We start from the raw sequence: 19,379 nt of genomic DNA on the forward strand, positions 1-19,379 counted from the left end.
CGTAGAGCTATAAAAATTATCAAAGTACAGCAATTTACCTGAACCATTTAAATGCTTAAATTAGGGTTTAAGGCAGTGCTGGGTGATAAAACTTAAATGGCACAAGCGGAAAAATGCAAATTTTACGCCACAATATGTAGTTTACTCGACAGAGAATGTAAGCACGTGTATGCGGGATGCTGAAGAATTATAAAATTTGTTAGAATATTGATATAAGTAAATGAAATTGAATAATTTTGGAAATGATTAGGGTAGTTTAGCTAAACGAATGGTTAAATTGTGTATCAGCTAAATTTTATCTACTTTTAACTGAACGCTTGCTTAGTGATAATCATGCAGTGAATTGAACCAATAAATGTCCGTTTGGGTAAAACCTGACAATTATTGATCATGCTTAAATCGTATTCTGGGTAAAAAGACGATTTATTGACACTGCGCAGAAAGATTAGTTTCTGATACGGTCAATTACAGCTGAAATCACGAGAACAATCAGGGCTGGGATAAGCCATGCCATGTTTTGCTCAGAAAGCGGCAAATTCTGAAGTGCAGCAGGTAAATCAAAACCGGCAACTTTAAGACCATCAAATATACCGAAAATAAATGCAGCCAGTGTGGTTGGTGCAACAACTTGAGCAGGCTTTTTAAAGAAATGTCCACAGAAGCTCAGCAGGATCAATGCAATTGCAGGCGGATAAATCGCGCTCAGTACAGGCACAGAAACGGCAATCAGTTTGGTCAAACCGAGGTTTGAAATCACCAGCGAGAAGCCAACCAGAACAAATACAAAGGCTTTGTATGGTAAACGAGTAATCGATGAGAAATATTCAGCACATGCACAGGTCAGCCCGATCGCAGTTACCATGCAGGCAACAAAGATCATAATTGCAAGGAAATAGGCACCCATATCACCAAAGGCATGTTGTACATAAGCATGTAGAATAATCGCACCATTGGCAGCATTTGGGGCAACTTCATGACTACCCAGACCCAATTTAAACAGGCTGAGGTAAACCAAGGTTAGGCCGATCCCGGAAATAATGGCAGCATTTACCGCATATTTGGTAATCAGCTTACGGTCAGTGACCCCACGAGAAGTAATTGCACGCACAATCACGATACCAAAGACCAAGGCACCCAAAGTATCCATGGTCAGATAACCATTGACGATGCCTTCAGTGACCGGGCTAGAAACATAATTACCAATCGCAGCAGGTGGATTACTGGCAGGAATAAGAACTGCAGCTACACCTAAAATGACCAAGGCAATAATTTTCAATGGAGACAGGAAGTAACCCACAGTATCCAGAATTTTATTTGGGTACAGCGAAACCAGTGTCACTACAGCAAAATAGATCACACTATAGATCAGCAGATTACTTGGCTCATTACCAAAATAAGAGGAGAAACCAATTTCATAGGAAACGGTTGCAGTACGTGGTGTTGCGAATAAAGGTCCAACAGTGAGATAACAAACCACGGTCAGTAAAAGACTTGCGGCTTTACCTAAAGGTGAACTTAAGATCTGGATTGAACCTTCAACACGAGACAGTGCCACGATGGTGATAACAGGCAGGCCAACTGCAGTAACCAGGAAACCTAGAGCAGCTAACCATACATGCTCACCGGCTTGTTGAGCCACAATCGGTGGAAAGATAATGTTGCCGGCACCGATGAACAGTGCAAAGGTCATAAAACCTAAGGCAACAATATCCCGAGTACGGAGACTTGTCATAGAGGGAGAATAAACGCACAAAAGAAAGCGATTTTAAAGGAAATATGCTGATTTTTGGAGCACCTTTTGGCTTGAGCCTCGATGAATTTCCTTGAGTAATTTTCTGTTTAACTGATAGGTAGAACTTTGGTGAAAATAAATTTATGAATTCAATCAAATAAATTTATAATTCATAAAAATCATCATAAATTATCAATATTTTTAAAAAATCCTGAATAGTTTTATTTGTTTAATCTATAAGCAATACATGTTTTAAATATACATTTTCCGATCACTGTTATTGAAGGAATTCACCGCATCTTTCGAAAAAAGGGTCTATAATTCAAGGATTGACCAAGAGGATGAACACATGAGAGCTTCGACGATAAGTCTTAAAACTGAACAGGATATCGAAAAACTTCGTATATCGGGCCGTCTGGCTGCTGAGGTTTTAGCAATGATCGGAGAGCATGTGAAGCCAGGTGTCACGACAGAATACCTGGATGACATCTGTAATGATTTTATTGTGAATAAACTCCATGTTATTCCGGCGAATGTGGGGTATTACGGTTATACCAAGACTACCTGCATTTCACCTAATGAAGTGGTGTGTCATGGCATTCCATCAGCAACTACCGTATTAAAAGATGGCGATATCATCAATATCGATGTTGCGATTATTAAAGATGGCTATTTTGGTGATACTAGTAGAATGTACTATGTTGGTACGCCTTCGGCTGAAGCAAAAAAACTGGTTGAAACCACTTATGAAGCAATGGTCGCCGGTATTCATGCGGTTAAACCGGGTGCAACGTTGGGTGATATTGGTTATGCCATCCAGTCTGTGGCACATCGTGAAGGTTATAGTATCGTACGTGAATACTGTGGTCATGGCATAGGTAAGGTGTACCATGAACAGCCAAACATTCTGCACTATGGTCAACCGGGTCAGGGTCTGGTACTAAAAAAAGGCATGGTATTCACTATTGAGCCAATGGTGAATCTGGGTAAAGCGCGTGTTAAAGAACTTAAAGATGGCTGGACAGTGGTGACTGCAGATAAATCGTTATCTGCGCAGTGGGAGCATATGGTTTATGTGACTGACACTGGCTTTGAATTGTTATCTCCATGGCCAGAAGGCACGGGCTCTTATCCTGCAATTTAAATAAAAGATAAATCTCTGATTGTGAAAACACTGATTTTTAAAAAATCAGTGTTTTTTTAATTGTAAATGAGCATACACATACGTTTTCAAAACAATACAAAATATTACGCCTTGCAGTGGTGCAAATGAGATTCATTCTCTATATTTATATGAGTTAGATAGATAAGCTGTATCAATCTCTTTTATTTATTCTTGCTCGTATAATTAACTGATTAAGAGCCAAGATAATGATCTAAGCGATATATTTTTTGATTTACAGAGTAAATATTGTTACCCCTTAATGCTGTAGTGACTCTGACTAGCTCATCCTCCGTAGATGAGCTTTTTTTACTTATTATTTTATTTTACTTAGATGCTCATTAATCTAATCATGATGCAGGTGCTCAACCAGATAATCGATAAAGACCCGAACAGCAGGTAACAAGCCACGACGTGACGGATAAACCATATGGAAAATACCATGTGCTGCTTTCCATTCCGGAAGTACACGTACCAGTTCACCACGTTCCACATATTGCTGCACGACGTTATCAGGTAATAGGGTGATACCACAGCCTGAAGCAGCCAGTTGTGCCAGCATACTTAGATCGGAACCAAGCACTGTCGGCATAACGCGGATCTTTTTCTGTTGTTGCATATTATTGTGTAATATCAAAAACTGTTCAGTATGTTCATCCGCCATGCTCAGGATTTTATGCTCGGACAATTCTTCCGGATTTTTCAGATGACCAAATTCATTCAGATAGCCCTGACTGGCAAATAGATGCTGTTCGATCTGGTCAAACTGACGGATTACCAGATTTGGATCATCATCCAGACTGGAACGGACGCGTAGGGCAATATCAAAACCTTCATTGATGATATCCACACGACGGTTCGTGACCATCATCTGAATTTTGATTTCAGGATATTGTTTCAGAAATGCAGGGAGAATCCGTGCGATTTCGTTTTGTGCAATAGAAACTGGCAGGCTGAGTTTAATAATGCCGCGTGGTTCAGTACTGAGATGATCGACCAGATCATGGGCGGCTTGGGCGGCACTGAGCATAACCTGGGCATGACGGTAAATGTTCATACCGATATCAGTCACAGCAAAATGACGTGAGCTACGTTGAATTAGCCGAACACCGAGACGTTCTTCCAGATTATAAACCCGGCGACTGAGTTTGGATTTGGGAATGTCAGTGGCGCGTTCTGCTGCACTAAAGCCACCATGTTCCACCACTTGGGCAAAACAATAAAAGTCATCCAGATCTGTCAGCATGAGTTCATTCCATATACGCAACAATAAGGTGATTAAAGAATTATTGTTGCAATGTGTCAATGCTGACTTTGTCTTTTTATTGACTATCTAGCTTCATTGAGCAGTTTATCTTTCAGATATTGCATGCCTTGGGTAGCAGTCATGGCAATTTTCTCAAACTGAGGAGGTAAGTGCTGCTGATTGGCTTTAGGATCAATATAGTAAGCGCTGCAATTCGATGAAATCTCATGAATCAAGCCAGCAACCGGATAAACCTGCAAGCTGGTACCAATCACAATGAAAATATCAGTATCCTGCGCACAGTCCTGTGCTTCTGCATAAGCAGGTACAGCTTCACCAAACCACACGACATGCGGACGCAGTGGATAGCCATCCTTACAAAGGTGTTTATTGAGATCCAGTTCAGCTCCATCAATTGGATAAAACTCGGTGGTGTATTGCGCTTTTGGTCCAGACGTTTTTGCCAGCCGGATATTGCCATGCAGGTGAATAACTTTTGAACTTCCAGCACGTTCATGCAGATCATCAATATTCTGGGTAATCACATGTATGTCATAAGCAACTTCCAATTCAGCAATCATTTGATGCGCAGCATTGGGTTGTGCAGCCAGAATCTTTTTGCGCCGTTCATTATAGAAGCGCTGTACCAGTTCGGGATCACGTCGCCATGCTTCTGGTGTTGCCACATCTTCTACGCGATGCTGTTCCCAAAGACCATCACTGTCGCGGAAGGTATTGATTCCGCTTTCAGCACTCATACCTGCACCAGAAAAGACCACCAGTTTTTTCATTTTGTTTCTTTTTTCCTCTAAGCTGCGTGATTGCTGTGCTTAGCACTGGCTTTTAAGAATGCCGCGATTTCCTTGCTAAATTTTACCGGTTCAGTCAAAAGTGGAGTATGCCCGGATTTTTCAAAACGTACCTGTTTGGCATGTGGAATGCTTTGGGTAATCAGGGTTTGACCTTCAACTGGATAAAGTTTGGATTGTGAGCCGCTAAGGAAAGTCACCGGGCATTTTAGTTTTTGAATCGCCGCACGGTAATCCTCTCGATGGTAAAGATAATTATTGATATACCAGGCCATATAGTCGACCCGGTTTGATGGTAATAGCAGACTTTGCAGGCGTGGCTGATTCATAATCCATTCAAAGGCTTTCAGGCTGTATTTATTGTTATTTTGCAAGCCAATAAACTGCAGCCAAAGTTTGGCAATCTGATGGCGAGTGTTACTGTCCAAATCTTTAATGTATTTTACATTCTGATGTGGTGCCAGTAATTCTGAAATCTGGGTCAGAATAGAAATAAATACCGGATGATGTTCACCAAACAGGCCATAGCCCCAACTGTCATCTACCGGGATTTTTGGGGTCTGGTCAATATGCAGATAAGCAGTGATATGCTCGGCGAAATCAGCATAGTGCATACCATGCATGGCCGTAGTAGCACCCATGGAATATGCAATCACCATCACCTTATCAAGATGTAATTGCTGGATTACCGACTGCACATCCAGCCAGTGACTGGAAATCGCATCCATATCTGGAATCTTGCAATCACTGGAAGCACCAAAACCGCGCCACTCCGGAATAATAAATCTGAACTGATGCCGATGCGGATAGAGGAAAGCCGCCCATTGCCAGCTCAACATCCCCAGGCCGGACAACACCAGTACCGGCTGACCCTGTCCATATTCGCGTACAAAAAGCATTTCGCCATCGGGCATTTTGTAATATGACATCGACTGAGTCCTTATTTTTATATGCTAGCCAGCAGCTGCATTATTAAATTGTTTTAATTTTGGAATCATGATTTCTAACCAGCTAATCCAGCCTACTTCCAGATCGATACCCAGTTGCAGAATCATTTTATGAATATACAGTGTGCGGTTATTTTCGTCAGCTGTTGCAAAATCTTTGGCAAAAATCTGTCGGTAAATATTCAGTTTTTCCCGGTGCAACTCTAGATGCCTTTCCAATTCTGGCAAAATAGTATTGCTGCCCATTTGGGCTTCAGCACGTAAGCGTACCATTAGTTCTTCACGCAGTTGAGCCGGTGGACTTTGTTCCAGCATCCAGTTGGCCAGTTCTTCACGTCCTGGACGTTCTACCTGATAAGTCTTTTTACGTGAACCGCTATCTTCATCTTCTATGGTAGAGATCCAGCCTTTTTGTAACATGGCATTCAGTTCACGATAGATCTGCTGATGGGTGGCATTCCAGAAAAAGCCCATCGAACGGTCAAAACGGCGTCCTAACTCAATACCGGTACTTGGTTTTTCCAGTAAACTGGTCAATAGAACATGCGATAAAGACATAAACGTCTCAAGAAAAATGACTCGAGATTATTATGCAACATGTTGCATAAAAATCAATTCTGAACTATAAATTAATGCAACAAGTTGCATAAAAGCTGATGACTGAGGGGAATTTCACATCAGCCGATATAAAAATAGCCAGCTGACAGGCACGCTAAGGAGTCGAAATGTCAAAGTATCCGCATTTACTTGCCCCATTAGATCTGGGCTTTACCACATTAAAAAACCGGGTTTTGATGGGTTCTATGCACGTCGGGTTGGAGGAAGCCCCAGGTGGTTATGATCGTATGGCGGCATTCTATGCTGAACGTGCCAAAGGGGGGGTTGCCCTGATTGTGACTGGTGGCATTTCGCCAAATGATCACGGTGTGACTTTCCAAGGTGGCTCCAAGCTCGATACGATAGAAGAAGCTGAGAAGCACAAGGTAATTACTCAAGCAGTGCATGATGCTGGCGGCAAGATCGCCATGCAGATTTTGCATACCGGACGTTATTCCTATCAGGCTGAAAATGTCGCGCCGTCTGCGATTCAGGCACCAATCAATCCGGTCAAACCGCATGCCTTAACTTCGAGTGAAGTCCAGCAGACTATTGATGATTTTGCTAACTGTGCACGCTTAGCCCAATATGCCGGTTATGATGGTGTAGAAATCATGGGATCAGAAGGCTATCTGATCAATGAATTTATTGCCGCACGTACCAACCACCGTGATGACGAGTGGGGTGGCAGTTATGAAAACCGTATCCGTTTCCCGATTGAAATTGTGCGCCGGACCCGTGAAAGCGTAGGTGAGAACTTTATTATCATCTATCGTCTGTCGATGCTGGATCTGGTTGAAGGTGGTTCAACGCTAGAAGAAGTGATTCAGCTGGCACAGGAAATCGAAAAAGCAGGTGCAACGATTATCAATACAGGGATTGGCTGGCATGAAGCGCGTATTCCAACCATTGCGACCAAAGTGCCACGTGCAGCTTTTACCTGGGTAACTGAAAAGCTAAAAGGTTCAGTCAAGGTTCCTTTAATTACCTCAAACCGTATCAATACCCCAGAAATGGCAGAATATGTCCTGGCTGCCGGTCATGCGGATATGGTTTCCATGGCGCGGCCGATGCTGGCGGATGCAGAGTTTGTGGTAAAGGCGGAGCAGGGCCGTAGTGATGAAATCAATACCTGTATTGGCTGTAATCAGGCTTGTCTGGATCATATTTTCTCGATGAAAATTGCGACCTGTCTGGTTAATCCGCGCGCCTGCTATGAAACTGAACTGATTTTTAAAGAAGTGTCTACACCAAAAAATATTGCAGTAATTGGTGCGGGTCCAGCTGGTTTAAGTTTTGCGATTTATGCTGCAGGTCGTGGTCATCGTGTTACTGTCTTCGAGGCATCTAATCAGATTGGCGGTCAGTTTAATATTGCCAAAACTGTTCCAGGCAAAGAAGAATTCTACGAAACCATTCGTTACTTTAAACGCCAGATCGAATTGCAACCCCGTATTCAGCTCAAACTGAATCATACAGCGACTTTTGAGCAGCTGCTGTCTTCAGAATTTGATGACATCGTCGTAGCGACTGGGGTGAATCCACGTCAGCTGGATATTCCAGGCATTGATCATCCAAAAGTCCTGTCTTATCTGGATGTACTAAAAGAGCGTAAGCCTGTGGGCCAGCATGTTGCCATTATTGGTGCAGGCGGTATTGGTTTTGATACAGCGGAATATTTAAGCCATGAAGGTGAAAGTGGCAGCGTCAATCCGCAGAAATTCTATGATGAATGGGGAATCGATACCGATTATGACAATGTTGGTGGTTTAAAACAGCCAAGTGTAGAACAGCCAAGTCGTGAAATTTACTTGATGCAGCGTAAAGCAAAATCCGTGGGCGCAGATCTGGGCAAAACAACCGGATGGATTCATCGTACAGGCCTGAAACACCGTCACGTAAAAATGATCCCTGGTGTCAGCTATGAAAAAGTGGATGATCAGGGCTTGCATATTACAGTCAACGGTCAGCCAACGTTGCTTGAAGTAGATAATGTCATCATCTGTGCAGGTCAGGAATCTTATACTGCCATGTTTGATGAACTGAAACAGTCAGGCAAGAGCGTGCATCTGATCGGGGGAGCTAAAGAAGCCGGTGAACTGGATGCCAAGCGCGCGATTCGTCAAGGTGCTGAATTGGCTGCGGTAATTTAATTGATAAAATTTAAAAGATGACAGTTTTTGCTTTCATACGAAATTGTCATGAAAGAAAGTTGATTCGCAACATTCCCTCTCCTTTGTTAAAGGAGAGGGTTAGGGAGAGGATTCTATTCTGAAACAACAGAATCACCCTAAGTCCCCCTTTTTGCAAAGGGGGACTTTACAACAAAAAGGAAATAATAATGACACTACAAATAACCCAAACTGCAATCACGCGTTGGCACGAAATGTTGGAAAGCCGTGACATGAATATTCTGAATGAATTACTCGCAGATGAAGTGGTATTTCGTTCACCAGTGGCATTTAATCCATACTCAGGTAAGCCTGTAGTCTTTTTTATTTTGACTAATGTGATTCAGGTCTTCGAGAACTTTACGTATCACCGTACTTTCTATTCAGAAGACGGTAACCATGTTGTACTTGAGTTTTCTGCCAATGTGGGGGATAAGAAATTAAAGGGTATCGATATGATTCAGTTCAATGATGAAGGAAAAATTATCGACTTCGAAGTGATGATTCGGCCGAAGTCAGGTCTTGAAGCGCTTGCTGCACAAATGGGACAGCGGATGATGGCCTTCCAAAACTAGTCTGATTTAGGAGCCATCATATAACCCGGCATGAAATTTGTAAGTCACTGAAGGACAACTGGATGGAAAGACAAATGAAAATGTTGATAAAAAAAGTAGTTCAGCTTTCAGGTGAATATTTGGACCGTGTGATTGGTGCGGACACGCCTACTTTATATTACAACCCAAATGGCGTATTTCAGAACCTGATTGATCATTTACCACAATTAAAGCAAAAATACCGTCCTACACCGTGGCTATGCAATGCGCATGCCCATATTCTGTATTTTGACTTGATCAAAAAGAAAACTATCAAACTAAAATATGATGCAATTGAGCAGCTGAACATGTCGGATGGCGGAATCACTGGTATTGCCTGGTATGGACTCGACCTGCCAGTAGATACGCCAACGATTGTTTTACTGCATACCATTACCGGTTCACCAGAATCAATGGGTGAGCTGGTCAGAGATCTGCATCTGCACACGGGTTGGCGAGTGGCATTATGTTTACGCCGTGGTCATGCCAATTTGCCGATGCCTGTTCCGAAAATGAACCTGTTTGGCTCCACTCAGGATTTACGTGAACAGTTACTTTATATTCAGGATAAATTCCCGCAATCTGAACTATATGGTGTAGGTTCTTCCGCTGGCACAGGTTTGTTGGTACGCTATCTGGGAGAAGAGGGTGAGCAAACTCCACTCAAAGCAGCCTTTGCACTGTGTCCGGGCTATAACACTGAAAGTGGTTTTGCTTATGTGCATCCATTTTATAGTAAGGTTATGACTAAAAAATTACTGAAAAAATTTATTCATCCTTATCAGGACACCTGGAAAAATATACCTTCCTGGGAGCAGATTCTTTCCGTTCAAAATCTGGCCGATTTTGAGAAGCTGTATTTTCAGCTGGCTGGCTATGAAGACTATGAAACCTATACCAAAGCCACGAATCCAATTTATGTCTTTGAAAATGTCAAAATCCCATTGATGATTCTGAATGCAGAAGACGACCCAGTCTGTCATATTAATAATCTACATCCATATAAAGACCGTATCCGTGCTATGCCGAATATTATTGTAGTTACTACGAAAAGGGGCAGTCATTGCGGTTTTTATCAGGGCTTAACCAGAACTGAATCATGGGCTACTCTTCTTATGGCACAGTATCTGAAGCAGCTTTCTATGGCGGCGGCAGCAATAGAAGAAGCAGAACCTGAATACGTAGCATTAAAAAACCCAGCATAAGCTGGGTTTTTTAATTGAAAACAATAATCAGTTTTCAAGTGCTGGTGTAGCGGCTGCAATGGCGTCTGCCACAGCATCATCCTCTGACTGTTCTGCACCTGAATTGGTTTTAGGCTTGTACTCAGTCTCAGAATCCTGGATGTTTGGTGCTTGAGCAGGTTGTGATGCTGCCGGTGCTGTAGCAGGAGTACTTAGAGCAGGTCGAGTTTCACGACGAATTTCAGTTGTGGTATTCGGCGTTTCTTCACGAATCACTTCAACTGTTTCAGGAATTTCTTCAATTAAAGGCTGATCTTGTTCTGCAGGTTCCAGTGTTTCGAAATTCGGCTGTTCTACTGGGGTTGCTTCCGATGCTGCAGCAACTTCAGTCTGTTCCTCTTCCTTTGGAGCTTCTTTCTTTACACATGCAGTAAGTAAAAGTCCGGTTGCAAGCGCGCCACAGATTAAAAGTTTCTTATTCATCATTACTTCATAGGTAAATGTAGAGGGGATTACAATATTATAGCAGTAAATTAGCAGATAGAAATGATCTGAACTTACTCTAATTTTTTATCGGAAATGCTGCTAGAATAGTCAATTGTTTATTGTTCTTTGAATTGATGCGGATTGACTTTGCTTTCTAGGTGCAAGGTAAAGTAAAATTGCGCAACATTGCAGGCCTATTTAGGCTCGATTGTACGAGAAACCCAATGACCCATTTTATTTTCGTTACTGGTGGTGTTGTATCATCACTAGGTAAAGGTATTTCAGCTGCTTCTGTTGCTGCACTTTTAGAAGCCCGTGGTTTAAAAGTGACCATGGTAAAAATGGATCCATACATTAATGTCGATCCAGGGACCATGAGCCCATTCCAACATGGTGAAGTTTTTGTTACAGAAGACGGTGCTGAAACAGACTTAGACTTGGGTTACTACGAACGTTTCTTACGTCGTGCGAAAATGACCAAACTGAATAACTTCACATCAGGTCGTGTTTATCAGGATGTTCTGAATAAAGAACGCCGTGGTGACTACCTGGGTGGTACTGTGCAAGTTATTCCACACATTACTGATAATATTAAAGAACGTGTACTTCGCGCTGGTGAAGGTTATGACGTTGCGATCGTTGAGATCGGCGGTACAGTAGGTGACATTGAATCTCTCCCATTCATGGAATCTGTACGTCAGTTAATGGTTGAACTTGGTCACAAGCGCACGATGCTTATGCACTTAACGTTACTCCCATACATTAAGTCTGCAGCAGAATTAAAAACCAAACCAACACAGCACTCTGTTAAAGAACTTCTGTCGATTGGTATTCAGCCAGACATTCTGATCTGTCGTACTGAACACGATGTTGATGCAGATACTACGCGTAAAATTGCACTGTTCACTAACGTTGAAGCACGTGCAGTTGTCGTATGTAAAGATGCGCGTACGATTTATCAGATCCCACGTACATTCTACGAACAAAATGTTGACGATTTAATCTGTGAACGTTTTGGTTATAACGACCTTCCTGAAGCTGACTTAACAGATTGGGATAACGTTGTAGAAGCTTTACTGAATCCTGAATACACAGTGCGTGTTGCAATGGTCGGTAAATACGTTGAACTTCCAGATGCATATAAATCTGTGAATGAGGCACTTTTACATGCAGGGATTCAAAATCGCGTTAAAGTTCAGATCGACTATGTGAATGCTGAAGAGCTTGAAAGTCAGGATGTAAGCGAAGTACTGAAAGATGCTGACTCGATCTTGGTTCCAGGTGGTTTCGGTGAACGTGGTACTGAAGGCAAGATGCAGGCAATCAAATACGCCCGTGAAAATGGCGTACCATTCCTGGGTATCTGCTTGGGTATGCAGCTTGCGGTAATTGAATATGCACGTAACGTGGCTGGTATTGCTGATGCAACCTCGACTGAATTCAACCGTTCAACCAAATCTCCATTGATTGGTCTGATCACTGAATGGTTAGATGAGCGTGGTGAAGTGCAACAGCGTTCTGTAGATTCTGACCTTGGCGGTACCATGCGTCTAGGTGCACAGAAGTCTGAACTGGTACCAGGGACCAAGACTGCTGCTGTGTACGGTTCTGATGAAATCATCGAGCGTCACCGTCACCGTTACGAAATGAACAACCGTTATATCCCAGTGCTGGAAGAGAAAGGCATGAAGATTTCTGGTTATTCACCAGTACAACATTTAGTAGAAACTGTTGAAATTCCTGAACATCCTTGGTTTATTGCGGTACAATTCCACCCGGAATTTACAAGTTCACCACGTGATGGTCATCCATTATTTGCTGGCTTCATCGACGCTGCAAAAAAACAGCATCAAAAAGCACAATAATTGGTGTCAGGACACAACTAGGAAGTTTAAATGTCGCAGTTAAAACCACAAGAGATTGTACGTTTAGGCGATATACAAATGGCAAATCATTTGCCATTTGTACTATTCGGCGGGATGAACGTACTCGAGTCCAAAGACCTGGCTTTTGAAATTGCAGAAACTTATGTAGATATCTGTAAACGTTTGGGAATCCCATACGTATTCAAGGCAAGTTTTGATAAAGCCAACCGTTCAAGTTTGAACTCTTTCCGTGGGCCTGGGCTCGAAAAAGGAATTGAGTGGTTAGTGGACATTAAAAAACACTTTAATGTGCCGATCATTACCGATGTACATGAGCCGTATCAAGCGGCTCCTGTGGCAGAGGTTGCCGACATTATTCAGTTGCCAGCTTTCTTAAGTCGTCAGACTGACCTGGTTGAAGCAATGGCAAAAACTGATGCTATTATCAACATCAAGAAAGCCCAGTTCCTTGCTCCACATGAAATGCGCCACATTCTGCACAAGTGTCTGGAAGCAGGAAATGACAAACTGATTCTTTGTGAACGTGGTTCGGCATTTGGCTATAACAATCTGGTTGTAGACATGCTGGGCTTCGACATCATGAAGGAAATGAATGTACCGGTGTTCTTTGACGTTACCCATGCGCTTCAAACGCCAGGCGGTCGTGCTGACTCTGCTGGTGGTCGTCGTGCCCAGATCACGACACTGGCGCGCGCGGGTATGGCAACAGGTCTTGCAGGCCTGTTCCTGGAAGCACATCCGGATCCGGAAAAAGCCAAGTGTGATGGTCCTTGCGCATTGCGCCTGTCACAGCTTGAGCCTTTCCTGGCGCAGCTGAAAGAATTAGATACCTTGGTCAAAGGTTTCGCAAAGCTAGATACACATTAATTCAATACACATTGATGCGTCTTTTTTGACGCATCATTTTTATTAATCAACTGAGGAATAGTTCATGAGTCAAATCGTTGACATTCGTGCACGTGAAATTTTGGACTCTCGTGGTAATCCAACCATCGAAGCAGACGTTATCTTAGCATCTGGCGTAGTTGGCCGTGCATGTGCACCATCTGGTGCTTCAACTGGTTCTCGTGAAGCTTTAGAACTTCGTGATGGCGACAAGGCACGTTACCTGGGTAAAGGTGTTAAAACTGCGGTTAACAACGTAAACACTTTGATCCGTGAAGCTTTGGTTGGTAAATCAGTATTTGAACAAAAAGACATCGATAACACGATGATCGCTTTAGATGGTACTGAAAACAAAGAAAAACTAGGTGCAAACGCAACTCTGGCAGTTTCGCTTGCTGCTGCACGTGCTGCGGCTGAAGAAAAGAAAATCCCACTTTTCCAATACATCGCAGACCTTCGTAACAACAGCATTCTGACAATGCCTGTTCCAATGATGAACATCCTGAATGGTGGTTCACATGCGGACAACAACGTTGACATTCAAGAGTTCATGATTGAGCCTGTAGGTTTCACTTCATTCTCTGAAGCACTTCGCGCTGGCGCTGAAATCTTTCATTCACTTAAATCAGTACTTAAAAAACAGGGTTTAAATACTGCTGTTGGTGATGAAGGTGGTTTTGCTCCGAACTTACGTTCAAACGAAGAAGCGATCACTGTTATTCTTGAAGCAATTGAAAAAACTGGCTACAAAGCGGGTTCTGACATCATGCTTGCGCTTGACTGTGCGTCTTCAGAATTCTACAAAGATGGTCAGTACATTCTTGCAGGTGAAGGTAATAAAGCATTCACAAGCAACCAGTTCTCTGACTACCTTGCAGGTCTGGTAAATCAGTACCCGATTATCTCGATTGAAGATGGTCTGGATGAATCTGACTGGGAAGGCTGGTCTTACCTGACTTCGATTCTGGGTGACAAGATCCAGCTGGTTGGTGATGACCTGTTCGTTACGAATCCTAAGATTCTGCAACGTGGTATCAATGAGAAAGTAGGTAACTCTATTCTAATCAAGTACAACCAGATCGGTACTTTGACTGAAACTTTAGATGCAATCTACCTTGCAAAAGCAAACGGTTACTCTACTGTAATTTCTCACCGTTCAGGTGAAACTGAAGATTCAACTATTGCGGATCTTGCAGTAGGTACAGCAGCAGGTCAAATCAAGACTGGTTCACTTTGCCGTTCTGACCGTGTAGCGAAATATAATCAATTACTTCGTATCGAAGAATTGACTAATGCTGCATATCGCGGTAAAGCTGAATTCAAAGGTTTGAACTAAGCGATTATCGTTGATGTTAAATGTATTCGACTCTTTGATGAGTAAAGTACTGTTGGGCCTTGCGATCCTTGTGATCGCAGGGTTTCAATATTTATACTGGTTTGGTGAGGGTGGTTATCAAGACCATCAGGCACTGACACAGAAAATACAACAACAAGTAGAACTGAATGAAGAGCTGAAAGAGCGCAACCGTGTGCTGGCAGCTGAAGTTTATGATCTGAAAAATGGTGATCAAGCCATTGAAGAACATGCACGTCTGGATCTGGGCTTAATTAAGCCGCATGAAACTTTTGTGCAGATGAGTACCATCAGTACTCAATATAAACCGATTTATCTCGATCAAAATTCTAAAGTAGACCTGCGTACCAATGAGTCAGCTGAAAATTCAAGCACACCATAAATTATGGGCTATCATTCCAGCTGCAGGTTCGGGTAGCAGATTCTCTAAAACAGAACTAAAGCAATATCAAATGATTCAGAAGCGTACTGTTCTTGAACATACGGTTGCACGTCTGAATCAACTTCCACTGACCGGTTATGTGCTGGCGATCGGTAGTCAGGATAATGTTGCTATAACCTTGCCATTTTCCAATCAGGATAAAGCCCATTTTTGTGCCGGCGGTACAGAGCGGGTCAATTCTGTCCTCAATGCCTTAGCTTACCTAACTGAAATCACTTCAGAAGAAGATTGGGTATTGGTACATGATGCGGCACGTCCATGTGTCAGTCAAAATGCATTGATTGATCTGGTCAATACGGCGACTGAAACTGATCAAGCTGCTATTTTGGCAATTCCAGTCCGCGATACCTTAAAGCGCGTCGTACAAGGTCAGGATATCGAAACTACAGTAGACCGTTCGACTCTCTGGCAGGCTCAAACACCACAAATGGCCAAACTAGGCCGGTTAAAACATGCCATTGAACAGGCATTACAAGATGGTGCCAATATTACCGATGAAGCTAGTGCACTTGAGCATGTAGGTGAAACCGTACGTGTAGTTCAGGGGCGATCTGATAATCTCAAAATTACCTATCCGGATGACCTGGAACTGGCTCGTCTGATTCTGGCAGCACAAGCCTAAATTTATTTGAAGAAATACATAATAAATAGAGCACTGGCGATCAATTCTCCGCTGCTTTCACTTATAATTTCGCCATTGTTAGTTTTGAACCTTTTGTCACAATGATACCTTCACAGCAGTATCGTTTTTTACGACAATCCGCACGTGATGGATTGAGTATAAAACACGATTCCTCAAGATGGACCAAGCTACATCTGGACCCGTGGTTGCTATGCTTCCTTTTACTGAATGCTGCCTTGGGGTTGATGGTAGTTTATAGTGCGACCTCTGAAAACTCAGGCATGGTGATCCGTCAGGCGATCAGTTTTGGTGTCGGTTTTGTGGTGATGTTTATCTGTGCGCAGGTTCCGCCAAAAGTGTATCAAGCCGCAAGCCCGTATTTTTATGCCTTCGGGATTTTTATGCTATTGCTGGTCTTTGTGATTGGTGAAAGACGACTTGGAGCAACACGCTGGATTACTTTGCCGGGCGTGGGAAGTATGCAGCCGAGTGAAGTGATGAAATTTGCCATGCCACTGATGATGGCCTGGTACTTCGCGCGTAAGCCATTTCCACCCAAGTTTATGCATATCATCGGTGCCTTAATTTTGTTGGGTATTCCATTTGTGCTTGTGGCATTGCAGCCTGACTTGAATATCGGGCTGGTGATTCCGGGGATCTTTGTTTTATTTCTGAGTGGTATGTCCTGGCGCTTGATTGGCGGTGCAATGGCAGCATTAGCTGTGGTCGCACCATTAATGTGGATGTTCCTGTTACAGGAATATCAGAAAAAACGTGTCCTGACGCTATTTGATCCTGAATCAGATGCACTCGGTGCAGGCTGGAATATTATCCAGTCTAAAATCGCCATTGGTTCTGGAGGAATGACTGGCAAAGGTTATTCGCAAGGGACACAGTCACATCTGGGTTATCTGCCAGAGCATCATACTGACTTTATTATGTCGACTTATGCCGAAGAATTTGGTTTTATCGGTGTATTTTTATTATTTAGTCTGTTTACCGCTATTATTATTCGTTGCTTGATGATCGGAATGAACAGCTTTCATAACTTTGGCCGTCTATATGCGGGTGCTACAGGTCTAACCTTTTTCTTTTTCGTATTCCTGAACTCAGGCATGGTGAGTGGTATCCTTCCAGTGACAGGCGATCCATTACCACTGATGAGTTATGGCGGAACCGCTGTGATTTCTTTGCTCGCCGGTATGGGTATTGTGATGTCAATCCATACCCATCGCTAAATAATAGAAGAAAAGAAAAAGCCAGATTTATTCTGGCTTTTTTATTGCTTGAGATTTTATGTTATAAATATTCAATAACTTAGATAAATAACTATATTTACAATATTGGGGTCGAGATGAAGAAATTAATGTTGGTGATTGGACTTATGGGATTGTCAGCAACTGTATCGGCAAAGCCATTGAGTTCAGCGGAATTTAAATCTCAAGTTAAGCAGCATTATGATGCATTAGAGTTAAAACAGGCTGCACTCAATGTGTCGGTGGATCGTCGCGAGCATCCAACAATTATGATTGCTAAAGCATGTGAATATTCTAGAGATCTAAAACAGCTTAAGCAGTTTTCCGAACAAAATCTGCATCTGGCTGGAGCTAAGGATGAACTGCAATTTATTCGTTCATTGGATACAAGCTTTAATCAGTCCTTCATTGATTTGGGTATTACTTATGAAATGGAGTGCCTAAAACGGTAGGAGGTGAATTCTACCTATACGGTTCACAAAGGCTATAAAGACGCTTTAAAAATGGCATTTTTATTTGATTAAAAGTTAGGCTTTACATTGGTTGGTTTTTTCGGGTCTATGATTTTGCTTTAGTCGCCATCCAGCAAAGCAGTGAACCAAAACACACCATCAATGCACCTTTCCAGAAGCTGAAGGTTAATTGTGTGCTCAAAATCAATGCTGAAACCACAGAAGAAAAAACCGGGATAAAGTATGAAGCTGTTGCCAATACAGTCACATTTCCATGCATAATTCCGATATTCCATGCCCCATAGCCAATGCCCATTGCAAAAGCAGCTAATACCAGATAAATGCTGGAATTCAATTCGAAATTCGGTATGGGCTCAGCAGAAAAAATCCATTGGGTCCATAGTACAATCGACACCAAAATAAAGAATAAGGTAATACCATTTTTACCATTGGCAGCACGAGCAGTCAGGGTACAATAGGCAGCCCATAGAAAGACACCGGTTAAAGCCAGTCCATAACTCAGTGGATTGGCCTGTATATTGGACAGCATTGTTTTAAAGCTAAATCCAGCTTCACCACCAAGCACCAGACAGATCCCTGCCACAGATAAACATATCCCGGGAAAGATAAGAAAATTGGCTTTTTGCCTGTTAAAAATAATTGAAAATAGAATCGTGGCTGTCGGCCACAGATAATTTACCATTCCGATTTCTATGGCTTGTCTGTTATTGCTTGAATAACCTATAGACAGGGCAAGACAAATTTCATAAGCCACAAAAAGCAGGCTTCCCCAAATCAGATATTTAAGGGGGAATTCTTTCAGATGTGTCCAGCCAAATGAGAACAATAGAATAATCGAGGCGCATGAATAGATTAACGCAGCTCCCCCGATCGGTCCAAAGTAATGACTGACTTCTTTGATGAGAGCAACAATGAGACTCCATAAGAAAACTGCCGTAAGACCAATCAATGTCGCTTTGTTTGAGTTCATTACTCTTGTTCAGGATAAATTTAGAAGATAGTTTAGGCCAAAATTGATAAAAATATCATTGTTCTTTTTAAAAATATGAGAGTAAAGATCTTGTATTTATCAAATTTAAGCTCTCCGAAAAGAGCTTAAATTTTGTTTGAATGCTCAGGCGATGAACCAGGTGTAATAGCCCCAGATCATTAAAGGCCATGCTAAAAATGGACTAAAGAGCCATTTCCAGAACCAGTGGCGTGGCATAAAGCCTACACCATGAACAAAGCCTCCAGAAATACCAATCATAATAAACATCATGGCTCGATGACTATATGCACCATTGTCATCCAGCATCGCAGCTGGATGTACCAGTAACACCGCTGCGAGTGGAAATGCCAGCAGGCAGGAAATCACCATCGCAAATTTGTTGGGTTTCTTGTCTATAACGGGTTTCTCTAGCGCAGCTTCAGTCATGATTTATTCCTCATCCAGGTCTTGGTGCTGTTCCATGTAAATTGCAGCAATCACACTGGCAAAACACGCCATAAGTACTCCTAGAATCCATGCAAAATACCACATAATTTTGTCTCC

20 protein-coding genes are annotated in these 19,379 nt (G+C 42.5%); 11 read left to right on the forward strand and 9 right to left on the reverse strand.

Going from position 1 to position 19,379, the window contains the following annotated elements; genetic code table 11:
- Positions 1 to 445: 445 nt before the first annotated feature.
- Positions 446 to 1,732, reverse strand: a complete 1,287-nt coding sequence (gene brnQ, locus F955_RS07310; protein WP_004893019.1) for a branched-chain amino acid transport system II carrier protein — start codon at positions 1,730 to 1,732, stop codon at positions 446 to 448.
- 349 nt (positions 1,733 to 2,081) lie between these two features.
- Between brnQ and map the strand changes: the two genes are divergently transcribed.
- Positions 2,082 to 2,876, forward strand: a complete 795-nt coding sequence (map, locus tag F955_RS07315) for a type I methionyl aminopeptidase (protein WP_004893021.1) — start codon at positions 2,082 to 2,084, stop codon at positions 2,874 to 2,876.
- A 364-nt stretch (positions 2,877 to 3,240) separates the two neighbouring features.
- Here the strand turns inward: map and F955_RS07320 are convergent, their stop codons facing one another.
- The 4 genes from F955_RS07320 to F955_RS07335 all read right to left on the reverse strand — a co-directional run bounded on the left by F955_RS07320 (position 3,241) and on the right by F955_RS07335 (position 6,454).
- A complete protein-coding gene (locus F955_RS07320) occupies positions 3,241 to 4,140 on the reverse strand; it encodes a LysR substrate-binding domain-containing protein (RefSeq protein WP_004893023.1) in 900 nt (299 codons plus the stop codon).
- Positions 4,141 to 4,223: 83 nt separating this feature from the next.
- The gene (locus F955_RS07325; protein WP_004893026.1) at positions 4,224 to 4,931 is read right to left on the reverse strand and encodes an SIR2 family NAD-dependent protein deacylase; all 708 of its coding nucleotides are present in this window, start codon (positions 4,929 to 4,931) and stop codon (positions 4,224 to 4,226) included.
- Positions 4,932 to 4,948: 17 nt separating this feature from the next.
- The gene (locus F955_RS07330; RefSeq protein ID WP_004893031.1) at positions 4,949 to 5,878 is read right to left on the reverse strand and encodes an alpha/beta fold hydrolase; all 930 of its coding nucleotides are present in this window, start codon (positions 5,876 to 5,878) and stop codon (positions 4,949 to 4,951) included.
- A 24-nt stretch (positions 5,879 to 5,902) separates the two neighbouring features.
- Entirely contained in the window at positions 5,903 to 6,454 is a 552-nt protein-coding gene (locus F955_RS07335; protein ID WP_004893032.1) for a PadR family transcriptional regulator, read from the reverse strand.
- A 167-nt stretch (positions 6,455 to 6,621) separates the two neighbouring features.
- Here F955_RS07335 and F955_RS07340 point away from each other — a divergent pair, with 167 nt between their 5' ends.
- The 3 genes from F955_RS07340 (at position 6,622) to F955_RS07350 (ending at position 10,462) form a co-directional block, all read left to right on the forward strand.
- The gene (locus F955_RS07340) at positions 6,622 to 8,646 is read left to right on the forward strand and encodes an NADPH-dependent 2,4-dienoyl-CoA reductase (RefSeq protein WP_004893037.1); all 2,025 of its coding nucleotides are present in this window, start codon (positions 6,622 to 6,624) and stop codon (positions 8,644 to 8,646) included.
- Positions 8,647 to 8,834: 188 nt separating this feature from the next.
- Complete coding sequence (locus F955_RS07345; RefSeq protein ID WP_004893039.1) at positions 8,835 to 9,239, forward strand: nuclear transport factor 2 family protein; 405 nt, start codon at positions 8,835 to 8,837, stop codon at positions 9,237 to 9,239.
- 74 nt (positions 9,240 to 9,313) lie between these two features.
- Entirely contained in the window at positions 9,314 to 10,462 is a 1,149-nt protein-coding gene (locus F955_RS07350; protein ID WP_034429647.1) for a YheT family hydrolase, read from the forward strand.
- Between the two features lie 27 nt (positions 10,463 to 10,489).
- On the opposite strand, the gene F955_RS07355 is transcribed toward F955_RS07350, so the two are convergent.
- Positions 10,490 to 10,924: a hypothetical protein gene (locus F955_RS07355; RefSeq protein ID WP_017401348.1), complete on the reverse strand. Its 435-nt coding sequence runs from the start codon at positions 10,922 to 10,924 to the stop codon at positions 10,490 to 10,492.
- Between the two features lie 227 nt (positions 10,925 to 11,151).
- Here F955_RS07355 and F955_RS07360 point away from each other — a divergent pair, with 227 nt between their 5' ends.
- The 7 genes from F955_RS07360 (at position 11,152) to F955_RS07390 (ending at position 17,824) form a co-directional block, all read left to right on the forward strand.
- Positions 11,152 to 12,792, forward strand: a complete 1,641-nt coding sequence (locus tag F955_RS07360) for a CTP synthase (RefSeq protein WP_004893048.1) — start codon at positions 11,152 to 11,154, stop codon at positions 12,790 to 12,792.
- Between the two features lie 30 nt (positions 12,793 to 12,822).
- The gene (gene kdsA, locus F955_RS07365) at positions 12,823 to 13,680 is read left to right on the forward strand and encodes a 3-deoxy-8-phosphooctulonate synthase (protein WP_004893050.1); all 858 of its coding nucleotides are present in this window, start codon (positions 12,823 to 12,825) and stop codon (positions 13,678 to 13,680) included.
- 64 nt (positions 13,681 to 13,744) lie between these two features.
- Positions 13,745 to 15,034, forward strand: a complete 1,290-nt coding sequence (eno, locus tag F955_RS07370; RefSeq protein WP_004893069.1) for a phosphopyruvate hydratase — start codon at positions 13,745 to 13,747, stop codon at positions 15,032 to 15,034.
- Between the two features lie 13 nt (positions 15,035 to 15,047).
- Positions 15,048 to 15,434: a septum formation initiator family protein gene (locus tag F955_RS07375; RefSeq protein ID WP_004815804.1), complete on the forward strand. Its 387-nt coding sequence runs from the start codon at positions 15,048 to 15,050 to the stop codon at positions 15,432 to 15,434.
- Positions 15,403 to 16,116 (forward strand): 2-C-methyl-D-erythritol 4-phosphate cytidylyltransferase, encoded by a 714-nt coding sequence (gene ispD / locus F955_RS07380; RefSeq protein WP_004893072.1) that lies wholly within the window; start codon positions 15,403 to 15,405, stop codon positions 16,114 to 16,116. Before F955_RS07375 ends, ispD begins: the two co-directional genes overlap by 32 nt.
- A 101-nt stretch (positions 16,117 to 16,217) precedes the next feature.
- Entirely contained in the window at positions 16,218 to 17,354 is a 1,137-nt protein-coding gene (gene rodA, locus F955_RS07385) for a rod shape-determining protein RodA (protein ID WP_004893075.1), read from the forward strand.
- A gap of 116 nt (positions 17,355 to 17,470) precedes the next feature.
- Positions 17,471 to 17,824 carry a hypothetical protein gene (locus tag F955_RS07390; protein ID WP_228127674.1) on the forward strand — a complete coding sequence of 118 codons (354 nt, stop codon included), beginning with the start codon at positions 17,471 to 17,473 and terminating at the stop codon, positions 17,822 to 17,824.
- Between the two features lie 106 nt (positions 17,825 to 17,930).
- Here F955_RS07390 and yddG read toward each other — a convergent pair whose 3' ends face one another.
- The 3 genes from yddG to cydX form a co-directional block, all read right to left on the reverse strand.
- Positions 17,931 to 18,815 (reverse strand): aromatic amino acid DMT transporter YddG, encoded by an 885-nt coding sequence (gene yddG, locus F955_RS07395; protein WP_004893078.1) that lies wholly within the window; start codon positions 18,813 to 18,815, stop codon positions 17,931 to 17,933.
- Between the two features lie 144 nt (positions 18,816 to 18,959).
- A complete protein-coding gene (locus tag F955_RS07400; protein ID WP_004815813.1) occupies positions 18,960 to 19,262 on the reverse strand; it encodes a cyd operon YbgE family protein in 303 nt (100 codons plus the stop codon).
- 3 nt (positions 19,263 to 19,265) lie between these two features.
- Positions 19,266 to 19,367: a cytochrome bd-I oxidase subunit CydX gene (gene cydX, locus F955_RS16325; protein WP_004278713.1), complete on the reverse strand. Its 102-nt coding sequence runs from the start codon at positions 19,365 to 19,367 to the stop codon at positions 19,266 to 19,268.
- Between the last annotated feature and the right edge of the window lie 12 nt (positions 19,368 to 19,379).

This window comes from Acinetobacter schindleri CIP 107287, assembly GCF_000368625.1.
GTDB classification, from domain to species: Bacteria; Pseudomonadota; Gammaproteobacteria; order Pseudomonadales; family Moraxellaceae; genus Acinetobacter; species Acinetobacter schindleri.

Coding starts and splice junctions, on each gene's coding strand:
- F955_RS07335 (WP_004893032.1), bottom strand. CDS start 6,454: ATGTCTTTATCGCATGTTCTATTGACCAGTTTACTGGAAAAACCAAGT.
- map (WP_004893021.1), top strand. CDS start 2,082: ATGAGAGCTTCGACGATAAGTCTTAAAACTGAACAGGATATCGAAAAA.
- F955_RS07325 (WP_004893026.1), bottom strand. CDS start 4,931: ATGAAAAAACTGGTGGTCTTTTCTGGTGCAGGTATGAGTGCTGAAAGC.
- F955_RS07390 (WP_228127674.1), top strand. CDS start 17,471: ATGAAGAAATTAATGTTGGTGATTGGACTTATGGGATTGTCAGCAACT.
- F955_RS07350 (WP_034429647.1), top strand. CDS start 9,314: ATGAAAATGTTGATAAAAAAAGTAGTTCAGCTTTCAGGTGAATATTTG.
- ispD (WP_004893072.1), top strand. CDS start 15,403: ATGAGTCAGCTGAAAATTCAAGCACACCATAAATTATGGGCTATCATT.
- F955_RS07355 (WP_017401348.1), bottom strand. CDS start 10,924: ATGAATAAGAAACTTTTAATCTGTGGCGCGCTTGCAACCGGACTTTTA.
- kdsA (WP_004893050.1), top strand. CDS start 12,823: ATGTCGCAGTTAAAACCACAAGAGATTGTACGTTTAGGCGATATACAA.
- F955_RS07360 (WP_004893048.1), top strand. CDS start 11,152: ATGACCCATTTTATTTTCGTTACTGGTGGTGTTGTATCATCACTAGGT.
- F955_RS07375 (WP_004815804.1), top strand. CDS start 15,048: ATGTTAAATGTATTCGACTCTTTGATGAGTAAAGTACTGTTGGGCCTT.
- F955_RS07400 (WP_004815813.1), bottom strand. CDS start 19,262: ATGACTGAAGCTGCGCTAGAGAAACCCGTTATAGACAAGAAACCCAAC.
- F955_RS07330 (WP_004893031.1), bottom strand. CDS start 5,878: ATGTCATATTACAAAATGCCCGATGGCGAAATGCTTTTTGTACGCGAA.
- F955_RS07340 (WP_004893037.1), top strand. CDS start 6,622: ATGTCAAAGTATCCGCATTTACTTGCCCCATTAGATCTGGGCTTTACC.
- rodA (WP_004893075.1), top strand. CDS start 16,218: ATGATACCTTCACAGCAGTATCGTTTTTTACGACAATCCGCACGTGAT.
- brnQ (WP_004893019.1), bottom strand. CDS start 1,732: ATGACAAGTCTCCGTACTCGGGATATTGTTGCCTTAGGTTTTATGACC.
- yddG (WP_004893078.1), bottom strand. CDS start 18,815: ATGAACTCAAACAAAGCGACATTGATTGGTCTTACGGCAGTTTTCTTA.
- cydX (WP_004278713.1), bottom strand. CDS start 19,367: ATGTGGTATTTTGCATGGATTCTAGGAGTACTTATGGCGTGTTTTGCC.
- F955_RS07345 (WP_004893039.1), top strand. CDS start 8,835: ATGACACTACAAATAACCCAAACTGCAATCACGCGTTGGCACGAAATG.
- F955_RS07320 (WP_004893023.1), bottom strand. CDS start 4,140: ATGCTGACAGATCTGGATGACTTTTATTGTTTTGCCCAAGTGGTGGAA.
- eno (WP_004893069.1), top strand. CDS start 13,745: ATGAGTCAAATCGTTGACATTCGTGCACGTGAAATTTTGGACTCTCGT.